Annotated in this window: 21 protein-coding genes; 17 read left to right on the plus strand and 4 right to left on the minus strand. The window is 39.7% G+C overall.

The window, feature by feature from the left end; all coding sequences use genetic code 11:
* Positions 1-71 precede the first annotated feature (71 nt).
* From H4J62_RS05920 to H4J62_RS06000, 17 genes are all read left to right on the plus strand, one after another.
* Positions 72-1,187 (plus strand): NADH:flavin oxidoreductase, encoded by a 1,116-nt coding sequence (locus H4J62_RS05920; RefSeq protein WP_182217068.1) that lies wholly within the window; start codon positions 72-74, stop codon positions 1,185-1,187.
* A gap of 126 nt (positions 1,188-1,313) precedes the next feature.
* Positions 1,314-2,522 carry an acyl-CoA dehydrogenase family protein gene (locus H4J62_RS05925; RefSeq protein ID WP_182217070.1) on the plus strand — a complete coding sequence of 403 codons (1,209 nt, stop codon included), beginning with the start codon at positions 1,314-1,316 and terminating at the stop codon, positions 2,520-2,522.
* A 52-nt stretch (positions 2,523-2,574) separates the two neighbouring features.
* Entirely contained in the window at positions 2,575-3,618 is a 1,044-nt protein-coding gene (locus H4J62_RS05930) for a phosphotransferase family protein (protein WP_182217071.1), read from the plus strand.
* A gap of 65 nt (positions 3,619-3,683) precedes the next feature.
* A complete protein-coding gene (locus H4J62_RS05935) occupies positions 3,684-4,445 on the plus strand; it encodes an SDR family NAD(P)-dependent oxidoreductase (protein ID WP_182217073.1) in 762 nt (253 codons plus the stop codon).
* A gap of 49 nt (positions 4,446-4,494) precedes the next feature.
* The gene (locus H4J62_RS05940) at positions 4,495-6,300 is read left to right on the plus strand and encodes an acyl-CoA dehydrogenase (protein ID WP_182217075.1); all 1,806 of its coding nucleotides are present in this window, start codon (positions 4,495-4,497) and stop codon (positions 6,298-6,300) included.
* Positions 6,301-6,344: 44 nt separating this feature from the next.
* A complete protein-coding gene (locus tag H4J62_RS05945) occupies positions 6,345-6,806 on the plus strand; it encodes a MaoC family dehydratase (protein ID WP_182217076.1) in 462 nt (153 codons plus the stop codon).
* 41 nt (positions 6,807-6,847) lie between these two features.
* Positions 6,848-7,771, plus strand: a complete 924-nt coding sequence (locus H4J62_RS05950) for an SDR family NAD(P)-dependent oxidoreductase (protein WP_182217078.1) — start codon at positions 6,848-6,850, stop codon at positions 7,769-7,771.
* A gap of 48 nt (positions 7,772-7,819) precedes the next feature.
* Positions 7,820-9,001, plus strand: coding sequence for an acetyl-CoA C-acyltransferase (locus H4J62_RS05955; protein WP_182217080.1), 1,182 nt, complete (start codon positions 7,820-7,822; stop codon positions 8,999-9,001).
* An 82-nt stretch (positions 9,002-9,083) separates the two neighbouring features.
* The gene (locus H4J62_RS05960; RefSeq protein WP_182217082.1) at positions 9,084-10,751 is read left to right on the plus strand and encodes an AMP-binding protein; all 1,668 of its coding nucleotides are present in this window, start codon (positions 9,084-9,086) and stop codon (positions 10,749-10,751) included.
* A gap of 135 nt (positions 10,752-10,886) precedes the next feature.
* Entirely contained in the window at positions 10,887-11,312 is a 426-nt protein-coding gene (locus H4J62_RS05965) for a DoxX family protein (protein WP_182217083.1), read from the plus strand.
* A 106-nt stretch (positions 11,313-11,418) separates the two neighbouring features.
* Complete coding sequence (locus H4J62_RS05970; protein WP_182217085.1) at positions 11,419-12,540, plus strand: zinc-binding dehydrogenase; 1,122 nt, start codon at positions 11,419-11,421, stop codon at positions 12,538-12,540.
* A 223-nt stretch (positions 12,541-12,763) separates the two neighbouring features.
* Positions 12,764-13,822, plus strand: coding sequence for a patatin-like phospholipase family protein (locus H4J62_RS05975; protein WP_182217111.1), 1,059 nt, complete (start codon positions 12,764-12,766; stop codon positions 13,820-13,822).
* A 54-nt stretch (positions 13,823-13,876) separates the two neighbouring features.
* On the plus strand, positions 13,877-14,875 hold the full coding sequence (locus H4J62_RS05980; RefSeq protein ID WP_070377274.1) for an NADP-dependent oxidoreductase: 999 nt from the start codon (positions 13,877-13,879) through the stop codon (positions 14,873-14,875).
* A 90-nt stretch (positions 14,876-14,965) separates the two neighbouring features.
* Positions 14,966-15,637 (plus strand): hypothetical protein, encoded by a 672-nt coding sequence (locus tag H4J62_RS05985; RefSeq protein WP_259364825.1) that lies wholly within the window; start codon positions 14,966-14,968, stop codon positions 15,635-15,637.
* An 87-nt stretch (positions 15,638-15,724) separates the two neighbouring features.
* Positions 15,725-17,827, plus strand: a complete 2,103-nt coding sequence (locus tag H4J62_RS05990; protein WP_182217087.1) for a molybdopterin-dependent oxidoreductase — start codon at positions 15,725-15,727, stop codon at positions 17,825-17,827.
* Between the two features lie 47 nt (positions 17,828-17,874).
* Complete coding sequence (locus H4J62_RS05995; protein WP_182217088.1) at positions 17,875-18,708, plus strand: MoxR family ATPase; 834 nt, start codon at positions 17,875-17,877, stop codon at positions 18,706-18,708.
* 5 nt (positions 18,709-18,713) lie between these two features.
* Positions 18,714-19,886 (plus strand): VWA domain-containing protein, encoded by a 1,173-nt coding sequence (locus H4J62_RS06000; RefSeq protein ID WP_182217090.1) that lies wholly within the window; start codon positions 18,714-18,716, stop codon positions 19,884-19,886.
* Between the two features lie 109 nt (positions 19,887-19,995).
* Here the strand turns inward: H4J62_RS06000 and H4J62_RS06005 are convergent, their stop codons facing one another.
* The 4 genes from H4J62_RS06005 to H4J62_RS06020 all read right to left on the minus strand — a co-directional run bounded on the left by H4J62_RS06005 (position 19,996) and on the right by H4J62_RS06020 (position 23,186).
* Positions 19,996-20,781 (minus strand): alpha/beta fold hydrolase, encoded by a 786-nt coding sequence (locus H4J62_RS06005; RefSeq protein ID WP_182217092.1) that lies wholly within the window; start codon positions 20,779-20,781, stop codon positions 19,996-19,998.
* 91 nt (positions 20,782-20,872) lie between these two features.
* Entirely contained in the window at positions 20,873-21,766 is an 894-nt protein-coding gene (locus H4J62_RS06010) for an alpha/beta hydrolase (RefSeq protein WP_182217094.1), read from the minus strand.
* A 79-nt stretch (positions 21,767-21,845) separates the two neighbouring features.
* Positions 21,846-22,538, minus strand: coding sequence for a crotonase/enoyl-CoA hydratase family protein (locus H4J62_RS06015; protein ID WP_182217095.1), 693 nt, complete (start codon positions 22,536-22,538; stop codon positions 21,846-21,848).
* 39 nt (positions 22,539-22,577) lie between these two features.
* The gene (locus H4J62_RS06020) at positions 22,578-23,186 is read right to left on the minus strand and encodes a glutathione S-transferase family protein (RefSeq protein WP_182217097.1); all 609 of its coding nucleotides are present in this window, start codon (positions 23,184-23,186) and stop codon (positions 22,578-22,580) included.
* Positions 23,187-23,452: the final 266 nt, after the last annotated feature.

Raw genomic sequence — 23,452 nt, forward strand, 5'->3', positions numbered from 1 at the left:
AAGGCTCTAGCAACCGTTGGCATTAATTTGTCTGCTGCAATATTTAGTATTAATAAATTTCAGGAAACACAATGAGTAATAGTAATTCAGCCAAACTTTTTGAATCATTTTCATCAGGTGCACTCACGTTAAAAAATCGTACGGTTATGGCTCCGATGACTCGGACCTTTTCGCCTAACTATATTGCCAATAACGATGTTGCAAAATATTATCGACGCAGAGCAGAAGGTAATGTCGGTTTAATTATCACCGAAGGTACTTTTATTTCGCATAAAGCGGCTAATGGCTATGAGCGAGTTCCTGCTATTTTTGGTGAAGAAGCTTTAGCTGGCTGGAAACATGTTGTCGATGAGGTACATGCGGCTGGAGGTAAAATCGTGCCACAAATTTGGCATGTTGGTTCAGTGAGAAAAGAAGGTATTGGCCCCGATAAATCAGTACCTGCCTATAGTCCATCTGGCTTATATAAACCCGGTGCCCCCAATGGTATTGAAATGAGCCAAGCCGATATTGACGAAGTTGTTGCTTCTTTTGCGCAAGCTGCTCTCGATGCTAAAAATATTGGCTTTGATGGCGTTGAAGTTCATGGTGCTCATGGTTACTTGGTTGATCAGTTCTTCTGGGAAGGCACAAATCAACGTAATGATGGCTACGGTGGTTCATTAGAAAATCGTACCCGTTTTGGTGTTGAAATTGTTCAAGCAATTCGCGCCGCTGTTGGTGAAGATTTTCCTATTATCTTTAGATTTTCTCAATGGAAGCAACAAGACTACAATGCAAAACTTTGCCAAACACCCGCAGAGTTAACGACTTTTTTAACACTATTAAGTGATGCTGGGGTCGATATATTTCATGCGAGCACCCGCCGTTTTTGGTTACCAGAATTTGAAGGCTCGACGCTGAATTTAGCCGGATGGACGAAAAAAATAACCCATAAACCGGTAATAACCGTGGGCAGTGTTGGGCTCGACAGTGACTTCACCGGTGAAGGTAGTATGGACCTGGGCGGTGCTTCTAACCCAACCGGAATTGATGGTTTATTAACGCGGCTAAATAATGATGAATTTGATTTGGTTGCTATTGGTCGAGCGTTATTAGTCGATCCAGAGTGGGTTAATAAAATACGAGATAAAAAAGAAGACCAAATAGCCCCGTTTAATAAAGAAGCGTTAATGAAGTTAAGTTAAATAAATTAAGTCAGTTGTCGGTTGATTAATCAACTTTCAATCGACAATGATTTTTGAATATCGTGACAAAAAAATTCTCACTGCACTCGTTAGTAAACGGGCGCTATTAAATTATAGGGATCTCTCATGGATTTTGAATACAGTGACAAAGTTAACGCATTAATAAATCGTGTAAATTTATTTATGGATAAATATGTTTATCCTGCTGAACAGAAAATGCATGAACAAGTTGCACAAGAGCCTTGGTCAACACCGCCGTTAATGGAAGAGCTAAAAGCGAAAGCAAAAGCAGAAGGGCTATGGAATTTATTTTTACCTTTGAGTTATGGCAAATATAGTGCGGGTTTAACTAACTTAGAATATGCACCTTTAGCTGAAATTATGGGTAAAGTGATGTGGGCGCCAGAAGTGTTTAATTGTGCGGCTCCTGATACAGGCAATATGGAAGTTCTCGCTAAATATGGTAGTGAAGCCCAGAAAAAACATTGGCTAGAGCCGTTACTTGAAGGAAAAATCCGTTCCGCTTTTGCCATGACAGAGCCTGAAGTTGCTTCAAGTGATGCGACCAATATTGAATTACGTATCGAACGTGACGGTGATGAATATGTCATTAACGGTAAAAAGTTTTACATCAGTGGCGCGTGCCGTAAACAATGTGAAATTATGATCGTTATGGGTAAAACCGACCCCGACAATGAAAATCGTTATATTCAACAATCGCAAGTGCTAGTGCCAATGAGAACACCCGGTGTCACTATGGTTCGCCCAATGAAAGTGTTTGGCTATGATGATTCGCCAGAAGGGCATGCTGAAATTATTTTTGAAAATGTTCGAGTGCCTATCGACAATATTATTGTTGCTGAAGGTAAAGGGTTTGAAATCGCGCAAGGGCGTTTAGGTCCTGGTCGTATTCATCATTGTATGCGTTCGATTGGTATTGCTCAACGTGCGTTAGATTTAATGTGTAAGCGTGTTAATGAACGAATTGTCTTTGGTCGTCCGATGATAAAACAACAATCAATACGCGAAGATATTGCTATTTCAGCTTGTCAAATTGAACAAGCGCGTTTGATGACGTTAAAAGCGGCGCAAAAAATGGACCTTGAAGGTAATAAAGCGGCCAAAGATATTATTGCCATGATAAAAATAGTTGCACCGAATATGTCGCTTGACGTTATTGACCGAGCTATTCAATGTCACGGTGCGGTAGGGGTTAGTCAGGATACTTTTTTAGCGCATGCTTATGCGGCTCAAAGAACATTGCGTTTAGCAGATGGTCCTGATCAAGTTCACATGATGCAACTTGGACGAGATTTAGTAAAGAAATCGACATAACATTAAATGATTATTGAAATTAATCGTCTTAAATCTGAAAGAGAATAAATACATGGCAGCAAACGTACCTTTTGATGTTGAAAAACTCACCGCTTACCTAGCACTTCATCTTGATGGTTTTATCGGTCCCATTACGCTTGATAAATTTTCAGGCGGACAATCTAATCCAACCTATAAAGTGATAGCGCAGTCCGGAATATTTGTCTTGCGCAGCCAACCGCCAGGAAAACTCCTAAAATCAGCACATGCGGTTGACCGTGAATATAAAGTGCTAGCCGCGTTAAAATTTTCAGATGTTCCTGTCGCCGAGGTTTATCACCTTTGCGAAGATACTAGTATTATTGGCTCGATGTTTTATCTGATGGAATATTGTGATGGTAGCGTTTATTGGAGTGCCTCATTAGCTGAAGTCAAAACTAATGAATATCGCAGTAAAATGTATGACGCAATGAACAATGCTTTGGTTGCTTTACATCGCATTAATGTTGAAAGTGTTGGCTTAAGTGAGTACGGAAAAGCAGGTAATTATTTTCAACGTCAATATGATCGTTGGTCTGCACAATATCGTGCCTCAGAACTCAAAAAAATAATAGCGATGGACAAGTTAAACCAATGGCTTGTAGTTAATTTGCCCGCAGATGATGGCAAAGTTTGTTTAGTCCATGGCGACTTTCGCTTAGACAACATGATGTTTGCTAAAGACAAACCAGAAATTATAGCCATTCTTGACTGGGAGCTCTCAACCTTAGGACATCCGTTTTCTGATTTAGCCTATCAATGTATGGGATTACGTATGCCCCAAGGTATTGGCAGTATCGATGGCTTAAAAGGGGTAGATAGAGCCAGTCTGGGCATTCCAACGGAAGAAGAATATGTGGCAACCTATTGTCAGCGTATGGGCATTGAAAAGATAGATAACTGGACATTTTATCTCGCCTTTAGTTTTTTCAGGTTAGCCGCCATTGTTCAAGGTGTTGCCAAAAGAGCGTCACAGGGCAATGCGTCGAATGAAAATGCCAGTAAAATTGGTCAGTTTGTCGAACCTCTAGCACTGATGGCTCTTGAGATAATAGCGCAAGAAAAGGTCAAAAAATAGCCGCTAGCTATTCAATTTAGCACCATGACAATAAACACGTTCAAATAATATTTTAAGGAAAAAAAATGGATCCATTATTAGATTTTACCGGAAAAGTTGCTGTTATTACGGGTGCTGCTCAGGGGTTTGGTATGTTATTAGCCCAAGAATTAGCTCAGCGTGGTGCTAAGTTAGTGATCAGTGATATTAACGAAGCAGGTGTTAACAAGGTAGCCAACGATATTGCAGCTTCAGGCGCTGAGGTGTTCGCACTTCAATGCGATGTTGCTAAAAATGCAGATTGTAAAGCTATGGTCGACTTAGCCATTGAAAAATTTGGCCGTGTTGACATTGGTGTTAATAATGCAGGTGTTGCTCATGATTTTCATGCCTTACACGAAATTGACGAAGCCCTGATGGATAGACAATTTGCCGTTAATGTTAAAGGTGTGCAGTTTGGCATGAGTCATCAAATTAAGCAGATGTTAACGCAACAAGGTGGCGCCATTTTAAACGTTAGCTCAATGGCAGGTCTTGGCGGTGCGGCAAAAGTTGCGGCTTACTCTATGGCAAAGCATGCCGTTATTGGTTTGACAAAAACGGGCGCTGTTGAATATGGTCGCCATAATATTCGTATCAATGCGATATGTCCTTTTTTTACCTTAACTAAAATGGTCACTGACATGGCCGATGAAAGTATGCAAAGTAAAATGAGTTTAGGTGCGCCAATGAAGCGTTTAGCCGAGCCTAAAGAAGTTGTTGCCGTGATGCTAATGATGCTGTCACCCGCGAACACTTATATGACCGGGCAATGTATCGCGATTGATGGCGGTGTATCAGCGCAGTAAACAATAATCTTGTGTTACTTTTTTAAATAGTTAATAAGAAGAGACCCGAATGGCCAGTGAATTAATGAATCAACGAGATATTGAATTTATGCTGTATGAATTCTTTGATAGTGAGTCTCTTTTAAAAAGAGAGCGTTATCAAGATCATGACCGTCATACATTTAACGAAGTTATTGCTACGGCTAAAACTATAGCAGAAAAACACTTCTTACCTATTCGTCAAAAACTTGATACTCACCAACCGACGTTTGATGGTAAAAAGGTACATTTAATTCCTGAGCTCAAACCCGCTATTGATGCTGTTATTGCCTCGGGTTTATCTTCAGCGACCGCAGATTATGAAACCAGTGGTATGCAACTGCCGCCAATCATTGCCAGCATCGCTACTTCATATTTAACTGTCGCTGGTGGTGTCGGTTTAGGTTACAACATGTTAACCACCGCGAATGCTAATTTACTTAGCGCGCATGGCAGTGAAGACCTCATCGAAAAGTGGGTAAAACCGATGCGAGCGGGTCGTTTTATGGGCACAATGGCGATGACAGAGCCGGGCAGTGGTTCAGGCTTAGGTGATTTAATCACTAAAGCGACTAAGGCTGAAGACGGTAGCTATCGCATTAGTGGTAATAAAATTTATATATCGGGTGGTGATCATGATCTCAGTGAAAATATTGTTCACTTAGTGCTTGCGAGATTAACCGGCGCGCCAAAAGGGATAAGAGGTATTTCGCTTTTTGTTGTGCCAAAATTTTTGCTTAATGACGATGGCTCAATTGGCGATGACAATGAAGTCGCCTTATCCGGACTATTTCATAAAATGGGCGGGCGGGCTCAAACTTCCACTGCGTTGAGTTTTGGAGAAAAGAACGGTGCTGTTGGTTACTTAGTGGGGGAAGAAAACCAAGGGCTCAAATATATGTTTCATATGATGAATGAAGCACGCATTATGGTTGGAACCAGTGCCGCGGTTATCGGTATAGCAGGTTACTTGTACTCATTAGATTATGCTAAAAATCGGCCACAAGGTCGTTTACCCTCGAGTAAAGATCCACTATCACCTATGGTTAATATTATCGAACATGCCGATGTACGAAGAATGCTTCTCGCACAAAAAGCTTACGCAGAGGGCGCATTTTCATTAGTACTTTATGGCACACAATTGAGTGACGATGAGAAAACAGCAGCTAGTGCTGAAGAAAAAGAGCACGCGCATCTCTTATTAGACTTTCTTACCCCTATTATTAAAACATGGCCCTCTGAATATGGCACTAAAGCCAATGACCTAGCCATTCAAGTACTCGGTGGTCATGGCTATATTAATGAACACCCCGTGGAACTATTTTATCGTGATAATCGTTTAAACGCTATTCATGAAGGTACAACGGGTATTCAGTCGTTGGACTTATTAACGCGAAAGGTGCCAATGAATAAGATGGCAGGATACTTAGCAACATTAACTGAAATAAATATAACGATAGAACAAGCCAAAAATTATCAAAGTTTAACTGAATTTAGCCAACAACTAACGGCAGCGGTAAAAAGTTTACAGCTAACTACCGAAGCACTATTAACCGCCATGACCAGCAAAAATATTGATTTAGCTTTAGCTAATTCGGTTAAATACCTCGAGTTGTTTGGACATGTGATCGTCGCTTGGTTATGGCTCAAACAAGGCCTTGTTGCCACGAAAGCGCTTGAAAATAAACCACACCAAAGTGATGAAAATTTCTATCAAGGAAAACTGCAAACCTTACAGTATTTCTACAGGTTTGAATTACCGCAAATAGCGTTATGGTCAGCGCTGTTAATAGACAGTGATGACAGCACTTATCAGATGAAAGCTGAATGGTTTTAAAGAGTCATTAAAAATAGCAGTTAAATAAATAATAGAGACACCTTATGCCAACTATAATTAACAAAGAAGAATTAGCAAATTATATAGGTTTTCAAGCTAAACCAACGCCTTGGCACTTAGTTACTCAGCAACAAATTGATCAATTTGCTGATTGTACACTCGATCATCAGTTTATCCATGTTGATGAAGAAAAGGCAAAAGCGACACCCTTTGGCGGTACTATTGCTCATGGTTTCTTATCGCTATCAATGCTCTCTCATTTTGCTGAAGACTTTAGCGTTATCATTGACGGATTTTACATGGGCTTAAATGCCGGTTTTGACAAGGTGAGATTTTTGCAACCCGTTGCGGTCAATAGTCGTATTCGAGCACATGCAACAACGTTGGCGATTGAAGAAAAAAAACCAGGACAATATCGTTTGTCTACCCAAGTAAGTGTTGAAATTGAAGGCAGTGAAACACCTGCGCTAGTCGCACAGTGGATTTCAGTACAAATGGTAAAATAACATGGCTAAAAAGTAATTTTAAAGTATTTTAAGGAAATATCATGACAATCAGTTTTATAGGAAAAGTCGCTATAGTTACCGGCGCAGGTAATGGATTAGGTCGCTCACATGCCTTAGCGCTTGCTGCGCGTGGCGCAAAAGTCGTTGTTAATGATTTAGGAGGTGCGCGCGATGGTAGCGGGGCGTCTTCACAAGCATCACAAGATGTTGTGCGTTTAATTAAAGAAAAGGGTGGAGAAGCCATCAGCCATGGCGCAAATGTTGCGAACTTTGATGAAGTAAAAGACATGGTTAATCAAGCCATGGAAAAATGGGGTCGTGTTGATATATTAATCAACAATGCCGGTATTTTAAGAGATAAATCCTTTACTAAAATGACCTTAGCAGACTTTTCCTTGGTGATGGATGTTCATGTGATGGGCAGCGTTAATTGTACTAAAGCTGTTTGGGATATCATGCGTGAACAAAACTATGGCCGTATTGTGATGACAACCTCATCCAGTGGCATGTATGGTAATTTTGGCCAAGCTAACTACGGCGCAGCTAAAATGGCAGTTTTAGGGTTAATGAATACGTTATCGATTGAAGGATTTAAAAATAACATTAGGATTAACGCGCTTGCCCCAACTGCTGGCACACGTATGACTGAGGACCTAATGCCTGAAGACATTGTAAAAGCATTTACTCCTGAAGCGGTAACGGCTGGTTTGCTAACCCTTTGCGATGACGATGCGCCGACCCGCTTTATTTTATGTGCAGGTGCGGGCGGTTACTCAAGTGCAAGCATGTTTGAAACTCAAGGTTGTTTTATCCCACAGTCGTCACAAACACCAGAATCTGTGCGCGGACAGTGGTCACAGTTAACTGATGAAACAGGCCAAGCAGCTTTATCTTCTGGATCAAAACAAGGTGAGAAATTTGTCAGCAAAGCTATGGCTTATATGAAGTCACAGCAGCAAAAGTAAATATGACAACTTGTTTGTCGTTCACATAATAATTAAAAAGGAATACTGATGAGAGAAGCCGTAATAGTATCTGCCGCACGTACCCCGATAGGTAAAGCATACCGAGGTGCCTTTAATGATTTATCGGCGCCAACTTTAGCGGCTATTGCGGTTAAAGCCGCCGTTGAAAGAGCAGGAATCGATGCCAATGAAATTGAAGACTGTATTTTTGGTGCCGCTCTAACGCAAGGTAATCAAGGGATGAACTTTGGTCGGCAAGTGGCAATGGCGGCTGAGTTGCCGGTTTCTGTACCTGGCATGACTGTCGATCGTCAATGTTCGTCAGGCTTAATGTCTATTGCTATTGCGGCCAATCATATTGTTTGTGATGGCGCACAAGTGGTGCTTGCAGGCGGTTGCGATTCCATTAGTTTGGTACAAAACGATAAAATGAATATGTATAGAGCTGTTGACCCAAGTGTTAAAGCCTATCGACCAGCTACTTATATGCCGATGCTTGATACGGCCGAAATTGTTGCCAATCGCTATAGTATTTCTCGAGCAGAGCAAGATGCCTATGCACTTAAATCTCAACAACGCACCGCCGCAGCGCAACAAGTGGGTAGGTTTGATGATGAAATTGTGCCAGTGACCTGTACTAAACTGGTTATGGACAAGGCGACGGGTGATATCAGTAAAGAAACGGTCACTTTAACTAAAGACGAAGGTAACCGTCCATCAACAACGTTAGCGGGACTGTCAGCTTTAAAGGCGGTCAAAGATAATGGCGCTATTACGGGCGGTAATGCTTCGCAGTTATCCGATGGCGCTGCAGCCGTTGTTCTAATGGAACGAGGTTTAGCTGAGCAGAGAGGCCTTAAGCCTTTAGGTGTCTATCGTGGCATGGTCGTTGCCGGTTGTGAACCCGATGAAATGGGTATTGGGCCGATTTATGCGATACCCAAATTGTTAGCGCGTAATAACTTAACGATTGACGATATCGGTTTATGGGAAATCAATGAAGCTTTTGCGGTACAAGTTTTATATTGTGCGACTAAATTAGGCATTCCTGAAGATCGTCTTAATGTAAATGGTGGTGCAATTTCTATTGGCCATCCTTATGGTATGAGTGGCACACGTATGGTGATGCACGCACTGATTGAGGGAAAACGTCGTGGAATTAAATATGTTGTGATCAGCATGTGTATTGGTGGTGGACAGGGCGCAGCGGGTCTGTTTGAAGTACTTTAAGCGTTTTAATTAAAACATTTACCGTGGCGTAACTATAATAATAATGCCACGTAAACAATTTGTGATTGGGGAGATAAATATAATGGAAAAGATTTGGCTTGAAAAGAGTTACCCACCTGGTGTTGATTTCGAAATAGACCCAGATAAATATAACTCATTAGCAGATTTATTTACTAAATATACCAAGTTATATCAAGATAACACCGCTTTTATTAATATGGGAGCAAGCATTAGTTATCAAGAACTTGGTCAACAAGCTCATGACTTTGCGGCTTACTTACAACAAGATTTAGGATTAGTTAAAGGTGATAGATTCGCGATTATGATCCCCAATCTTCTTCAATACCCTATCGCATTATTTGGTGCCTTATTAGCTGGACTTACCGTGGTGAATGTTAACCCGTTATACACAGCACGTGAATTAGAGCATCAGTTAAAAGACTCAGGCACTAAAGCTATTCTCATCCTCGAGAATTTTGCCCATGTCCTTGAAAAAGTTATTGATAAAACCGATGTTAAACATATTGTTCTTACGGCTGTAGGTGACAGGTTAGGGGCAGTTAAAGGGTTACTTATTAACAGTGTACTCAGGCATGTTAAAAAGCAGGTGCCTGCTTTTAATTTTCCTGGAGCAGTCAGATTTAATCAAGCGATGACAAAAGGAGCTAAATTAACCTTTAGTCCTGTCAAAGTGGTTGGTTCAGATCTAGCCTTCTTACAATATACCGGTGGCACGACGGGCCCATCAAAAGGAGCCATGCTTACCCATCGCAATATGGTAGCTAACCTCGAACAATCAAATGCGGCGACTAAAAATATATATGAAGTAGGCAAAGAAATTATGGTGACAGCCTTACCGCTTTATCATGTCTATGCGCTAACGTCTAATTGCTTATGTTTTATGCCTTTTGGCGGTACTAATATTTTAATTACCAATCCAAGAGATATGAAAGGCTTTGTTAAAGAGCTCGCTAAATACCCTTTTACTATTATCACGGGTGTAAATACTTTGTTTAATGCTTTATTACATACCCCTGGGTTTGACCAACTTGATTTTAGCCCATTAAAACTTGGTTTTGGTGGCGGAATGTCAGTACAACGTCCGGTAGCCGAGCTTTGGGAAAAAGTCACTAAAACAAGATTGTTAGAAGGTTATGGTTTAACAGAGTGTGCGCCATTAGTGACGATGAGCCCTTTTAATCAACAAAGCTATAACGGCTCTATTGGCTTACCTGTTTCTTCGACCGATATTCGCTTAATTGGCGATAATGGTGAGGAAGTTGCGCTAGGTGAGCCCGGTGAGATGTGGGTTAAAGGTCCTCAGGTGATGAAAGGTTATCACAACCGACCCGATGCAACCGAAGAAGTGCTCAAAGATGGTTGGCTAGCTACCGGCGATATTGCCACCATGGATGAAAATGGCTTTTTTAAAATTGTTGACCGAAAAAAAGACATGATCAACGTCTCAGGCTTTAATGTTTTTCCTAATGAAATTGAAGAAGTACTCGTTATGCATGATGGTGTACTTGAAGCCGCTGCTATTGGTATTCCACACGACACAACGGGAGAAGCGGTTAAGGTTTTTATTGTCAGGAAAAATCCTAATTTAGCAGAGCAAGATATATTTGATCATTGTCATGAAATGCTAACAAACTATAAACGTCCTAAGTTGATAGAGTTCATCGATGAGCTACCCAAAAGTAATGTCGGAAAAGTTTTACGAAAAGAGTTACGTAAGGACGTTGCATAAATAGACTAGGTTAACTTTTTTCTAGAACTAAATCGATTGGATATATACGCCTACGGCTAGTGTTATGCTAGTCCTTAGGCGTTTTTTATTCTGCTAGGAAGCTAAAAAACTCATTAACACGATAAGGATTTACCCTTGAATATTTTAGAAAATAGCTGTCTTTTGTTGGGACGTTTACTGATGGGGTTTTACTTTATTATCCCTGCGATAAGTAAAATTAACAAATTTGAGGGCACCAGTGTCTACATGGAGCAGCACAATGTTCCTATGGTATCGTTATTATTAGTGTTAACCATTATTATTCAATTGGTTTGTGGAGTGGCTATCATTGTTGGTTCTAAAGGTAAAGTGTCTGCTTTTATATTAGCGGGTCTAACCTTGTTGATCAGCCTATTTATGCATGACTTTTGGGGAATGACAGAAGGTGTGGCGCGGAGTCACGAATTACAAAACTTCTTTAAAAATATGGGCATAATAGCCGGTTTATTAATAATAACTGGCCTAGGAACCGGCAAATTTAGTCTTGAGGGTCGTAAAGTGACTGAGCCTGAAAGGCGCTAATGGAAGTAATCGTTATTGTAGCCAAGACAACACGCAAGGTAGCACCTAACGCTATCAAAATTACCACGTCATAAAACGACAACAAACAGCTGGAGAATATCTTATCATGACAAGCTCAAAACAATTATTTACTCATATTTCTGCAAGCGGAACACTTGAACTATCTTTAAAAGAGGTCGAGGTAGCGACACCTAAATCCCATGAAGTGATCGTTCGCATTGAAGCCGCTCCCATCAACCCATCTGATATGTGGCCGATGTTTGGACCTGCTAATTTAGCCGAGGCGGTATTAAGTGCAGATAAATTAACGCTCAGTGCACCCGTGCATAGCAGTATACTACCTCGAATTAAATCTCGTTTAGATCAAGTATTACCTATTGGTAATGAAGGCGCAGGTACCGTGATTGCTGCCGGTGATAGTGACGCTGCTCAGTCGTTAATGGGGAAAACAGTCGCGGTTTTAACCGGAGGCGCCTATGCCCAATATTGTTGCGTACCCGCACAAGCTTGTATTGTTCACCATGAGGGGACTACAGCTAAGCATGCTGCTTCTTCTTTTGTAAATCCTTTAACTGCTTTAGGTATGGTAGAAACCATGCGTATGGAGGGGCACAGTGCATTAGTGCATACCGCTGCAGCGTCAAGTCTAGGACAAATGCTGAATAAAATATGTTTGGCACAAGACATTCCTTTGGTCAATATTGTTAGAAGTCAGCAACAAGCCGATATACTTAAAGCAATTGGTGCTCAATATATTTGTGATTCATCGAGTAAAACCTTCAAGGCTGATTTGTATAAAGCGATTGATGAAACAGGGGCAACTTTAGCCTTTGACGCAATAGGTGGTGGAGAAATTGTCAGTGATATCCTGAACGCTATGGAGCAGTCTGGCAGTAAAGACGCTGTTGGCTTTAATACTTATGGTTCAGAGACAAATAAACAAGTTTATATTTATGGGGGGTTAGACTTCACCCCAAGTATCTTAAATCGCGCTTACGGAATGACATGGGGCATAGGCGGTTGGTTATTGATGAGCTTTTTGAGCAAGTTGCAACCACAACAAATCGCAAAATTACAAAAGCAAGTGGCCGATGAGATAAAAACCACTTTTGCTTGTGCGTTTATTGACGAATTAAGTTTTGAACAAGCGATGACCCCAACGATTGTTTTACAATACAATGCTAAGAAAACAGGCGAAAAATATCTGATTAATCCCAATAAAAAATAGTTCACCTCTGTTAGGAGACTGAACGCTTTGGGTTTAGTCTCCTCATTTGTGCTTTTCACTATCTTAAGCTTGGTTATATTTCTCGTTTTCGTTAACTCGAATTCATTTGGTGAATAATGAACCATAAGTACTATTCATTTGTTTAATTTATTTCTAACGTTTACCATAGCTTAGAGATTATAATGATTTATTATTGTCACCAAAAAGTGAACAACAAAATAATATGTTAGAAATATATGCTGGCGATTCAGCCATGAAGACGATTAAAGAAAATGGATTTTCACCTGACTTATTTAGCTCTTTTTTAGCGGCGAGTGGTGGACCTAAATGGTTTACTTTATATGGTTTAGATAAATACCTCTTTAGTGAGTTTTTTAAAGATAGAGAACAAGCATTAAACCTTATTGGCTCAAGTGTTGGTGCTTTTAGAAATGCATGTTTTGCTCAAAAAGATCCCATCGCTGCAATAGGGCGTCTCGCAAAAAATTATCATGAAACTACCTACACGGCTAAAGCCAAGCCCGCAGAGGTTAGCGAAAAAGCACTAGAAATGATGGATGCTATTTTTGGTGAATCAGGCGAGCAAGAAATTGTTGATAACCTCCATTTTAAAGCGCATATCATCGTTGCTAAATGTAACGGTTTTGTTGCTTATGAAAATAAATTTATTCAGGGACTTGGCCTAGCAAAAAGCTATGTTAATAATCGCATCAGCCGCCCACGCTTAAATAGCCAATATGAGCGTTATATTTTTCAGTCGAGCCATAGTAACCTTGAGCTTAGCGATCCTGATAACATACCCACATCCCGTCTACCTTTTTCAACAGGTAATATTCGTAACGCGTTACTAGCTTCAGGTTCAATACCCTTAGTGATGCGGGGTATTAGCGATATTGAAAACAGTCCAAAAGGTATGTATCGAGATGGTGGTATTGTTGATTATCATTTTGATTTTGAGATTAAAAATCCAGGATTAACACTTTACCCCCATTTTAGCTCATCACTTAAGGCGGGTTGGTTTGATAAAAGTTTAACAAGAAAAGTAAGATTAAAAAACTACGACAATACGGTGTTGATTTGTCCTTCTGCTAAATTTATTGACGCATTACCTCATCATAAAATTCCTGACAGAAACGACTTCGTTACCATGAGCCGCAAACAGCGAATGTGGTATTGGCAAAAAGTGATGAATGACAGCGAAAAATTAGCGGAGTCATTTGATCAGATTTATAAAAATCAACAGTTAAACCACATAAAGAGTATAAATCAGTTATTGGCATAGTCTCTTAATAAAGAGTCGTCAATTACATACTATAAACGCATAGAGATAATAATGATTACAACGTATAAAGCGATAAATTTAATTGCACGTCCTTCTGGTGGTCCAATAGGACCTGATTTGTTTGATGTTGTAGAAAAGAATATTCCTGAAGTGGCAAAAAACCAATTTCTTGTGAAACAATCACATATGTCATTAGATCCGGCAATGTTCGGTTGGATGAGTGCAGATACAGAAAGTTATATTCCACCCGTTGCCCTTGGCGATGTTATGCGCAGTTCAGGTATCGGTGAAATCGTTGAAAGTAATCATGCTAACTTCAACGTTGGTGATCGCGTTATGGGCATGATGGGTTGGCAAGAATACTACTTAAGTGATGGTACGGGTTTAAATAAAGTAACAGCACCCTTACCAGATGAAGCTATCTTATCGGTTTTTGCCTTGCCGGGGTTAACCGCAACACAAGGATTATACAGCATAGGTAAGCCTCAAAAAGGGGAAACACTTGTTGTTTCTGGAGCGGCTGGTTCGGTTGGTTCAATTGTTGGGCAACTTGCTAAAGCCGACGGACTTACTGTCATTGGTGTTGTAGGTAGTGATGAAAAAGCCGATTGGGTGGTAAATGAATTAGGCTTTGATGGCGCGATAAATTATAAAACTGATGATATAGCGACTACATTAGCGCAATTAACGCCAAAGGGTATTGACGTCTATTTTGAAAATACCGGTGGACCCATCCAACACCATGTTATTGCCCGGATGAATGCTCATGGTCGAATTGTCGTTTGTGGAATGATTGCTGATTACCCAAAAGCAGAACCAGACTTAGCACCTAGTTGGATCCCTATCATTAAGAAACGCTTAACAATACAGGGCTTTACTATGCCAGATCATTTTGGCGAAGTCCCAGCCCTATTAGAAAAGCTAACACCCTATGTAATGCAAGGTAAAATTAAGTATCGTGCTCATATCTTAGATGGTTTTGATGAAGCGATGACTGGCTTGAACTTATTTTTTACCGGTGAAAATAAAGGCAAACTTATCGTTAAACTCTGATGGTCAGCTTAATGTTACGCGGTTATAGGTGTTTTTTTATCAATAAAACTCAAATTTACTTTACGATACTTAATTAAAATGGAAATGAATATGTCCCAGAAACTTGTTAATAACCTGATGTGCTCCTTAGTGTTTGCATGTTTAACATCCTTGTCTGCTAGCGCAGACACATCCGTTAAGACACCAGACCCTGATCAAAGTGTCGCTGACGCTGTTACAGCAATAACAGAGGTTAATGTCGATGAGAACAGCTTTAACTGCATAAGAGATATGACACCGGTCAGGCATTTTTATGTTGATAATCTTTTAGGAGATATAACAAGCACTTTAGCCGCAGCCAATGCACCAGAAGGTGCTAAGTACCCCGTGGGTTCGGTTGTACAACTTGTACCAACAGAAGCCATGGTTAAACGTGAATCGGGTACTTTTCCCGCGACGGGTGACTGGGAGTTTTTTGAACTAGAAGTTAATGAACAAGGGTCAAAAATCGGTAAGCGTGGTTTTGTCGATGTTGTTAATCGTTTTGGCGGCAACTGTTTTGCTTGTCATGCTCCGGCTCGAGAGCCTTGGGATTTCATTTGTGAATCAGATCATGGCTGTGAAACTATACCTATAGATCATAAAATGACGGGCGCGCTGCAACGTTCAGATCCCCGTTGCGGCGATGCTGTTCCTCAAGATGGTGATTGGATGGCATTGTTTAAGCTTAAAAGTATGGTCAGTATTGGCCTGACAAAACAGTGGATTGAAGAAAAATTTTAACGTCAATAGTTAATATGTTTTAAGCCACAAGTAAGCCGCTAACCAAGAAGGTTTTCATTTTTTAATGGGTCAAATTAGGAGATAACTATGAGTGATATCAAAACGCACTACCGTAACTGTAATATTTGTGAAGCGATGTGCGGCTTAGAAATCAAGTATCAAGATAAGCATATTTTATCGATTAAAGGCGACCCAAAAGACCCTTTCAGTAAAGGTTATAATTGTCCTAAAGCAACGGCGTTAGAAGATTTTTATAATGATGAAGACCGTTTAAAAACACCGATTAGACGGACAGCTAATGGCTGGGAAGATATTTCATGGGATCAAGCTTTTACCGAGATAGCCGAAAAACTTAAAGGCACTCAAAAAGAACATGGCCGTGACGCTTTGGCTGTTTACTTAGGAAACCCTAACGCGCACAACTTAGGTAATGCACTTTTTCTAAAACCATTTATGAAAGCGTTAGGGACGATAAACCGTTTTAGTTCTGCTTCAACCGATCAAATGCCACATCATGTTGCCGCTAATTTTATGTTTGGTGCGGGTATGTTAATCCCTGTGCCCGATATAGACCGCACTGATTTTATGTTGATTATTGGCGGTAACCCTGTGGTCTCTAATGGTAGTATGATGACAGCACCCAATGTTATCGGCCGAATGAAAGCTATTCAAAAACGAGGAGGTAAAATTGTTGTTGTTGATCCTCGCCGTACCCGAACCGCTAAAATTGCCGATCAACATTTGTTTATCAGACCAGAAAAAGACGCACTCTTGTTATTGGCGATGATCCACTGTGTTTTTACAACCAATAACGTTAATCTTCGCCATCTAGCAGATAGGGTTGATGGACTAGATGCGTTGGAAAATATCGCTAATGACTATTCACCCGAATCAGTGGCTAAGCATGTCGGCATACCGGCAAGTGATATTAGAACGTTAACCAATGATATGACAACTGCAGACTCAGCGGTGTGTTACAGCCGTATGGGTGCATCTACTCAAACGTTCGGTGGTTTATGCCAATGGCTAACCAATGTGCTGAATATTATAACCGGCAATTTTGACCGTGCAGGCGGTGCTATGTTTCCACAGCCCGCTTTTGATTTATTAAGAAATCATAAGAAGGGTTATAAAAGCTCGTTTGGGAAATATAAGAGTCGTGTCAGAAAGTTACCTTTTTTCAATGGTGAGTTTCCGGTTGCAACATTAGCTGAAGAGATATTAACCCCCGGTGAAGGTCAAATAAAAAGCTTAATTACTGTTGCAGGTAACCCTGTGCTTTCATCACCGAGTGGACATAAATTAGCTGATGCGTTTTCAGGATTAGATTATATGGTCGCCATCGACATTTATCTTAATGAAACCACTAAACACGCTAATATTATTTTACCGGCAACAACCGGTCTTGAAAATTCGCATTTTGATATTTTCTTCAATTCATTTTCAGTAAGAAATACCGTCAAATATTCTAAGCCATTGTTTGAACCAGCAGACTATCAACGCACCGATTGGCAAATACTGAAGGAGCTAGCGGCACGAATGACAGATACAGACCTTGATGAATACACACCAGAAATGATCTTAGATATGGAATTGCAAAAGGGTCCTTATGGTAAACAAGGTATGAGCTTAGAAAAATTAATCGACAATCCTCATGGTATCGATATTGGACCGTTAATGCCGTGTATCGAAGCGCGGATAAAAACCGAGCAAGGTAGCGTAAACTTAGTGCCGCAACTCTATATTAATGATTTACCGCGTTTGCAAAATGTTATTATTCATCCTGCTCGTGATATCAATTATCCGTTCGATTTAATTGGTCGCCGTTTAGTGAAAAGTCATAATACCTGGACACAGAATTCCGAGCGCTTAATTAAAGGCAAAAATCCTTGTACCTTAGAGGTTCATCCAGATGATGCTAAGGTATTAGGCATTAGCAATGGTCAATCTGTTATGGTGAGCTCAATGGTAGGTGAAGTGAAAATAGAGGTAGTGATCACCGACGATATTCAACGTGGGGTGGTCAGTATGCCGCAAGGCTGGGGACATAATCAACAAGGCACCCAGATGTCGGTTGCAGCCAAGCAACCAGGTGTTAGTATTAATGATTTAACCGATGCAAGTCGAGTAGATACTTTAACCGGTAATGCTGCTTTAAATGGTACACCGGTCGCAATTAACGTTGCGTAGATGTTAGTCGAATTAGACTATAATTAAGCCCTAAAATAGGTAAAAACATGTTTAACAGTACAGAGAGTTATATTGCATCAGACGAACTTCGCTTAGCGGTAAACGCAGCGATCACCCTAGAAAAGCCACTATTGATTAAAGGTGAGCCAGGAACGGGTAAAACGCAATTAGCTGAAGAATTAGCAAAGTCGCTTAATTGTAAGCTATATCAATGGCATATTAAATCAACAACTAAAGCACAACAAGGCTTATACGAATACGATGCCGTATCAAGATTACGAGATAGCCAGCTAGGCGACGAACGTGTGCATGATATTGCTAACTACATCGTTAAAGGTAAACTTTGGCAGGCGTTTGAAGAAGAGCAACGTCCGATATTATTAATTGATGAAATAGATAAAGCCGATATAGAGTTCCCTAATGATTTACTGCAAGAGCTTGATAAGATGGAGTTTTATGTTTATGAAACGCAACAAGTTATTAAAGCAAAACAACGTCCAATCATTATTATAACGTCTAATAATGAAAAAGAGCTACCCGATGCATTCTTACGTCGTTGTTTCTTTCATTACATCAAGTTTCCAACAAAAATAGAAATGGAGCAGATTATTGCTGTTCACCACCCTGATGTAAAAAAAGAGTTATTAGCGCATACCTTAGAAGTGTTTTTTGAACTGAGAGACTTACAAGGTATTAAGAAAAAGCCTTCAACATCAGAGTTAATCGATTGGTTGAAACTACTGGTCGCAGACGATGTTGCTCAAGAGGTGTTAATCGATAAGCAGTCCGGTATTATTCCTTTATTTGGTGCGCTATTAAAAAATGAACAAGATGTCTCACTACTTGAAAAACTCGCCTTTATTAGTCGCAGAAACAGGTAGTTGTTGTGTTTATAGATTTATTTATAACGTTAAGAAAACATAAAGTTCCTTGTAGTTTGCGTGAGTTATTAGACTTAATTGCGCTATTAAAAAAGGGGGTTGTTTTTGCTAATGTGGAAGAGTTTTATCACCTAGCTAAAATTGTTATGGTTAAAGATGAAATTCATTATGATAAATTCGATAGTGCATTTGCTGAATATTTTGAAGGTATCCAAGCAATTGATATATTTGATAAAATATTACCTGAGGATTGGCTAAGAAAAGAATTTGAAAAACACCTAAGCCAAGAAGAAAAAGACAAGTTAAAGGCATTAGGTGGTTTAGACGAGCTAATGAAAGCGTTAAAAGAACGTCTTGAAGAACAAAAGAAACGCCATGCTGGCGGCAATAAATGGGTGGGTACTGGTGGTACATCTCCCTTTGGCGCTTATGGTTATAACCCCGAAGGTATTAGGGTAGGGCAAGATGCAAATCGCAATAATAGTGCGGTTAAAGTGTGGGATAAACGAGAATTTAAAAACTTTGATCAAGACAGAGAATTAGGCACTAGAAATATAAAATTAGCGCTAAAAAAACTCAGGAAATTTGCCCGTACCGGTGCAAGTGAAAAGCTTGATATTAACACTACTATTACCTCAACGGCGAAAAATGGCGGTATGCTCGATGTACATATGGAGCCTGAACGTCATAATGCGGTAAAAGTATTGATGTTTTTTGATATCGGCGGTTCTATGGACGATTACATACATACGTGTGAAGAACTTTTTTCAGCGGCACATACCGAGTTTAAACACCTTGAATTTTTCTATTTTCATAATTGTGTTTATGAAAGATTATGGAAAGACAATAGCCGACGCCGTACTGATACTATTGATTTAGAAGAAATTATTAGAACATTTGGTTCGGACTACAAAGTTATATTTGTCGGTGATGCCACTATGGGGCCTTATGAAGTAACAGCACCTGGCGGCAGTGTTGAACACTGGAATGAAAAACCAGGTACCTTTCATATGCACAAAATTCTTGGTCATTTTAATAAGGTCGCTTGGTTAAACCCACAGCCAGAGACTCATTGGGATTATCATCACTCAATCTCAATTATTAGGCAGTTAATAACGGATAGAATGTACCCTTTAACGGTCGATGGCATAGGTCGAGCGATAAAAGCGCTCAGCTAAATATCCCACTAGTAAATTAAAACCAAGGACGGTTGCAGCTTTACCTGTCTGTAATGAATGAAGGGCTAATAAAAGCCGTTTTATAGCAGCTTCTCTTTTATTACATTACTTACCAATCTTTTATAATGTTAGTAATTATAGACGCGGTTGCTTCTGGTTGTTCAAGCGGAAACATATGTCCGCCATTAGCTAATTTAGTCAGTGGTATGTTATTCATTTTAGCAAATCGATTAAAGTAACTTACCGGCAATACGTCTGTTTTATCACCATAAATCAATGCAGATGGCACCGTCAGTTTATTTTTATATGTTGTCAAATTGCAAGGTAGGTGTCTAAATATATCGGCTTCAACGTCAGGTGAAAACATTAACTCCCATCTTTTATTTTTTAATGTCACGGCACTGTCTACGTAATCTTGTAAACAACGGGCATCAAAGTTTTTAAAAAGTTTCTTTTGAGCAAAATTATTAACTAATTGTGTTTCAGACGGCCAATGTTTCTGCCTGTTTTTAGCTCGACCCGCTGGAGATATTTTATCAATAAAAGGTGTTTTTTTAGCGAGTTTCAAAAACCAAGATAATGGCCCAGAAAATACTGGAGGGTCTAACATGACGACACCACGAAAAAGTTCAGGATGCTGACAAGCGGCCATAAAAGAAATGACACCACCAAAAGAATGGCCAACACAAATGACCTTTTGGTCTTGCTTTTTAATGAAGTTAACCAGCTCATTGACCAAAAATTGCCAATTATTATGAATGGGGTAACAATCATCGTGACCATATTGTTCTAAAGCAATGGTTGAATAATCGTTTGAAAACAATGACAGAAAAGTACGGTAACTTCCTGCTGGAAAACCATTGGCATGGACAAAGTTGATTACAGGTTTTGACATATACGTTTATAAACACCTATGATAAAAATTATATAAAAGATTATTACCCTTGAATTTATTATTAAAGGGTTAAGACTAAACTGAAGAGCTTTTAAAGGTAGCGATTAAAAAAATCAACGACACTATTTTCAGCCTTTTCAGGGTTGAGTTGCCATAGTTTAGTGTGCTCGCCACCTTCAGCTTGCCAAAATTGCTTCGGCTCATTGGCGGCACTAAATAAACGTTGTCCGTGTTTAAAATCTACGGTTTTATCGGCTGTGCCATGCATAATGTAAACAGGTCGAGGCGAGATGTTCGCGATGTACTTCTCGGGATTAATTTCATCAATTTCTAAATCGCCGCGCCAAGCAAAAAATTTTGCTACCATTGGCATTAATGGATAACGAGGAAGACCGTAGAGTACTTTTGCCTGTTCAGCGAGTACGTCCATCGAATTAGCATAGCTACCACTAAAGACACCCGCTTTTATACGAGAGTCTTTTGCCATAACTATGATGCTAGTTGCTGCGCCCATAGAAAATCCCATCACACCAATCGAGTTAATATTTTTCTCATCAACTAAATAATTTAAAGCAGCTGTGACGTCTTTCTTCTCGTGATAGCCCATGGTTGAAATAATAGCAGGGTCTTGACGGGGATGACGCAGATCAATAGCTAAAACATTATAACCGGCAGCAACAATTGCTTTAGCGTAGCGCATACCTTCAGTTCGGTTTGCTGTTCTACCATGTACTAATAATATCGCTTTATGGGTGTCATTATCTGCAGGCATATACCAAGCCGGCAGTGTTAGCCCATCATCTGTGTTAAAAAAAACTTCTTCAAAACTGAGGCCTTGTTCACTTGGCTCTCCACAAAAGACAAAACGGGCTTGTGTACACTCAGTAATTGGCAGTATTAATATTTTTGAAGAAAAATACCATGCACCACTAAAGTAAACACACAGAAATAATAAAACAGAAAACAGGGTGAATTTTTTTATCATAAGTTAACGGCCTAATATATTGTGAGCGATCTTGTTGTGTAGCGCTAAGAAAATACTTTAGTGAGTCATGGTAGATTTACTATAGGCTCAAGGTCATCGTTGAATCTATTGCTATCGCCGCATCTAATGCCGTTAGTATGTCTTTTCTTTCTCTTAGTTTAGTACCATGGTGTGCTGTCATATTTAGGGTTAACAGTTGGGTAGCCGCAGCTTTTGCCGTTGCCATTAATTGGTCGGGTTCAACTAATGTGTCAAGAAATCCAGCTAATACAGCTGTTTCTGGATCAAACAATTCAGCGTTTATTACCGAGCGCGTTAAATAGTTAATCGGTACTCGGTTTCTAGCGAGTTCAAGGCCAGCTTGATGCATGGTCATACCAATAGCCACTTCATTGAGTCCAATTTTAAATGAACCTAGAGTGCCGATACGATAATCGCAACTGAGTAATAAAAATGCGCCCTTGGCAATTGCATGGCCGGTACAGGCGCCAACAATAGGAAAGGGGAAAGATAACATACGGCGAGTAAGCGTTGAGCCTGCTGTCACTAGTGATACGGCAGAGTCAGAACTTTCTTTCATCGTTTTTAAATCATAGCCACCTGAAAATATTCCCGGTTGACTTGTTAAAATAACGGCCGCTTTTGCTGCTTCTGCTTGATCTAAAGCGCTGTTTATTTCTGTTATTACTTGATGAGAAATAGCGTTAACCTTGCCATTTTTTAAGGTGATCGTTGCAATGTTTTCATTGAGTTCAAAATCTATTAATTCCATGTTCTTTCCTATAGTTGTTAAAATTGATATCACTGGCTGTTAGCCAAATTGAGCCGCTTTTTGATATGCGGGTCTTTTTCTGATATTGACGAGATAGTCTTTAGTTTTGTCTTTGCTTTCTAACAAACCAATACTTTCTGCAATTTCGAGTATCACTGCCATCATAATATCAGCAGCACTAAAAGAATCACCAGCAAAATAACGTCTTACGGTTAAAGTATTTTCGATATATGAGAAATCGAGATGATTTTCTTTAGCAATATAACCGTCAAGAGGCTGAGTGCCTTCACGAGTTTCCATTGACATCAGCAAGGTCGTTATCACAGGTAAACTTAAGGACCCTTCTGCGAAGTGTAACCACTCTAAATAATGGTAATATTCATTAGAATCAATGCTTGGCCTTAAATTACTTGCTGTTGCATGGTTAAGAATATATTCCATAACCGCGCCAGACTCACACAAAGTAACCTCACCATCTACGATAATAGGTGCTTTTGCTAGCGGATGAATTAATTTTAAACTTTCAGGCGCTAAATTTGTGAGTGGGTCACGTTGATGTTTAACAATGTTATAAGGCATATTAAGCTCTTCTAACAACCAGATAACACGTTTAGAACGTGATTTGTTAAGATGATGTACAGTAATCATGTTTACATTTTTTCCTTAAAATTCATTGTTATCAACTTAATGAATAGGCGTCGCTTGGTAGTAAGGTTAAATTTTTACCTTTTTTATAGGTACGTTAGCTTACCATATATTGAGTTAAGGCTTTTTTGTGTTAAATGATATTTGAACGTAACAACCTAAGCAGAATATCGACGGTATATTCAAGCGTTAATAACATAAAATGTGTCAAACTAGAGCCAATAATAGGTAATAACAGTCAAGGATTAATTAGACCAATGGAAAAGGTT

The sequence above is a fragment of the Colwellia sp. BRX8-5 genome (assembly GCF_014077325.1).
In the GTDB taxonomy this organism is placed as follows: domain Bacteria; phylum Pseudomonadota; class Gammaproteobacteria; order Enterobacterales; family Alteromonadaceae; genus Colwellia_A.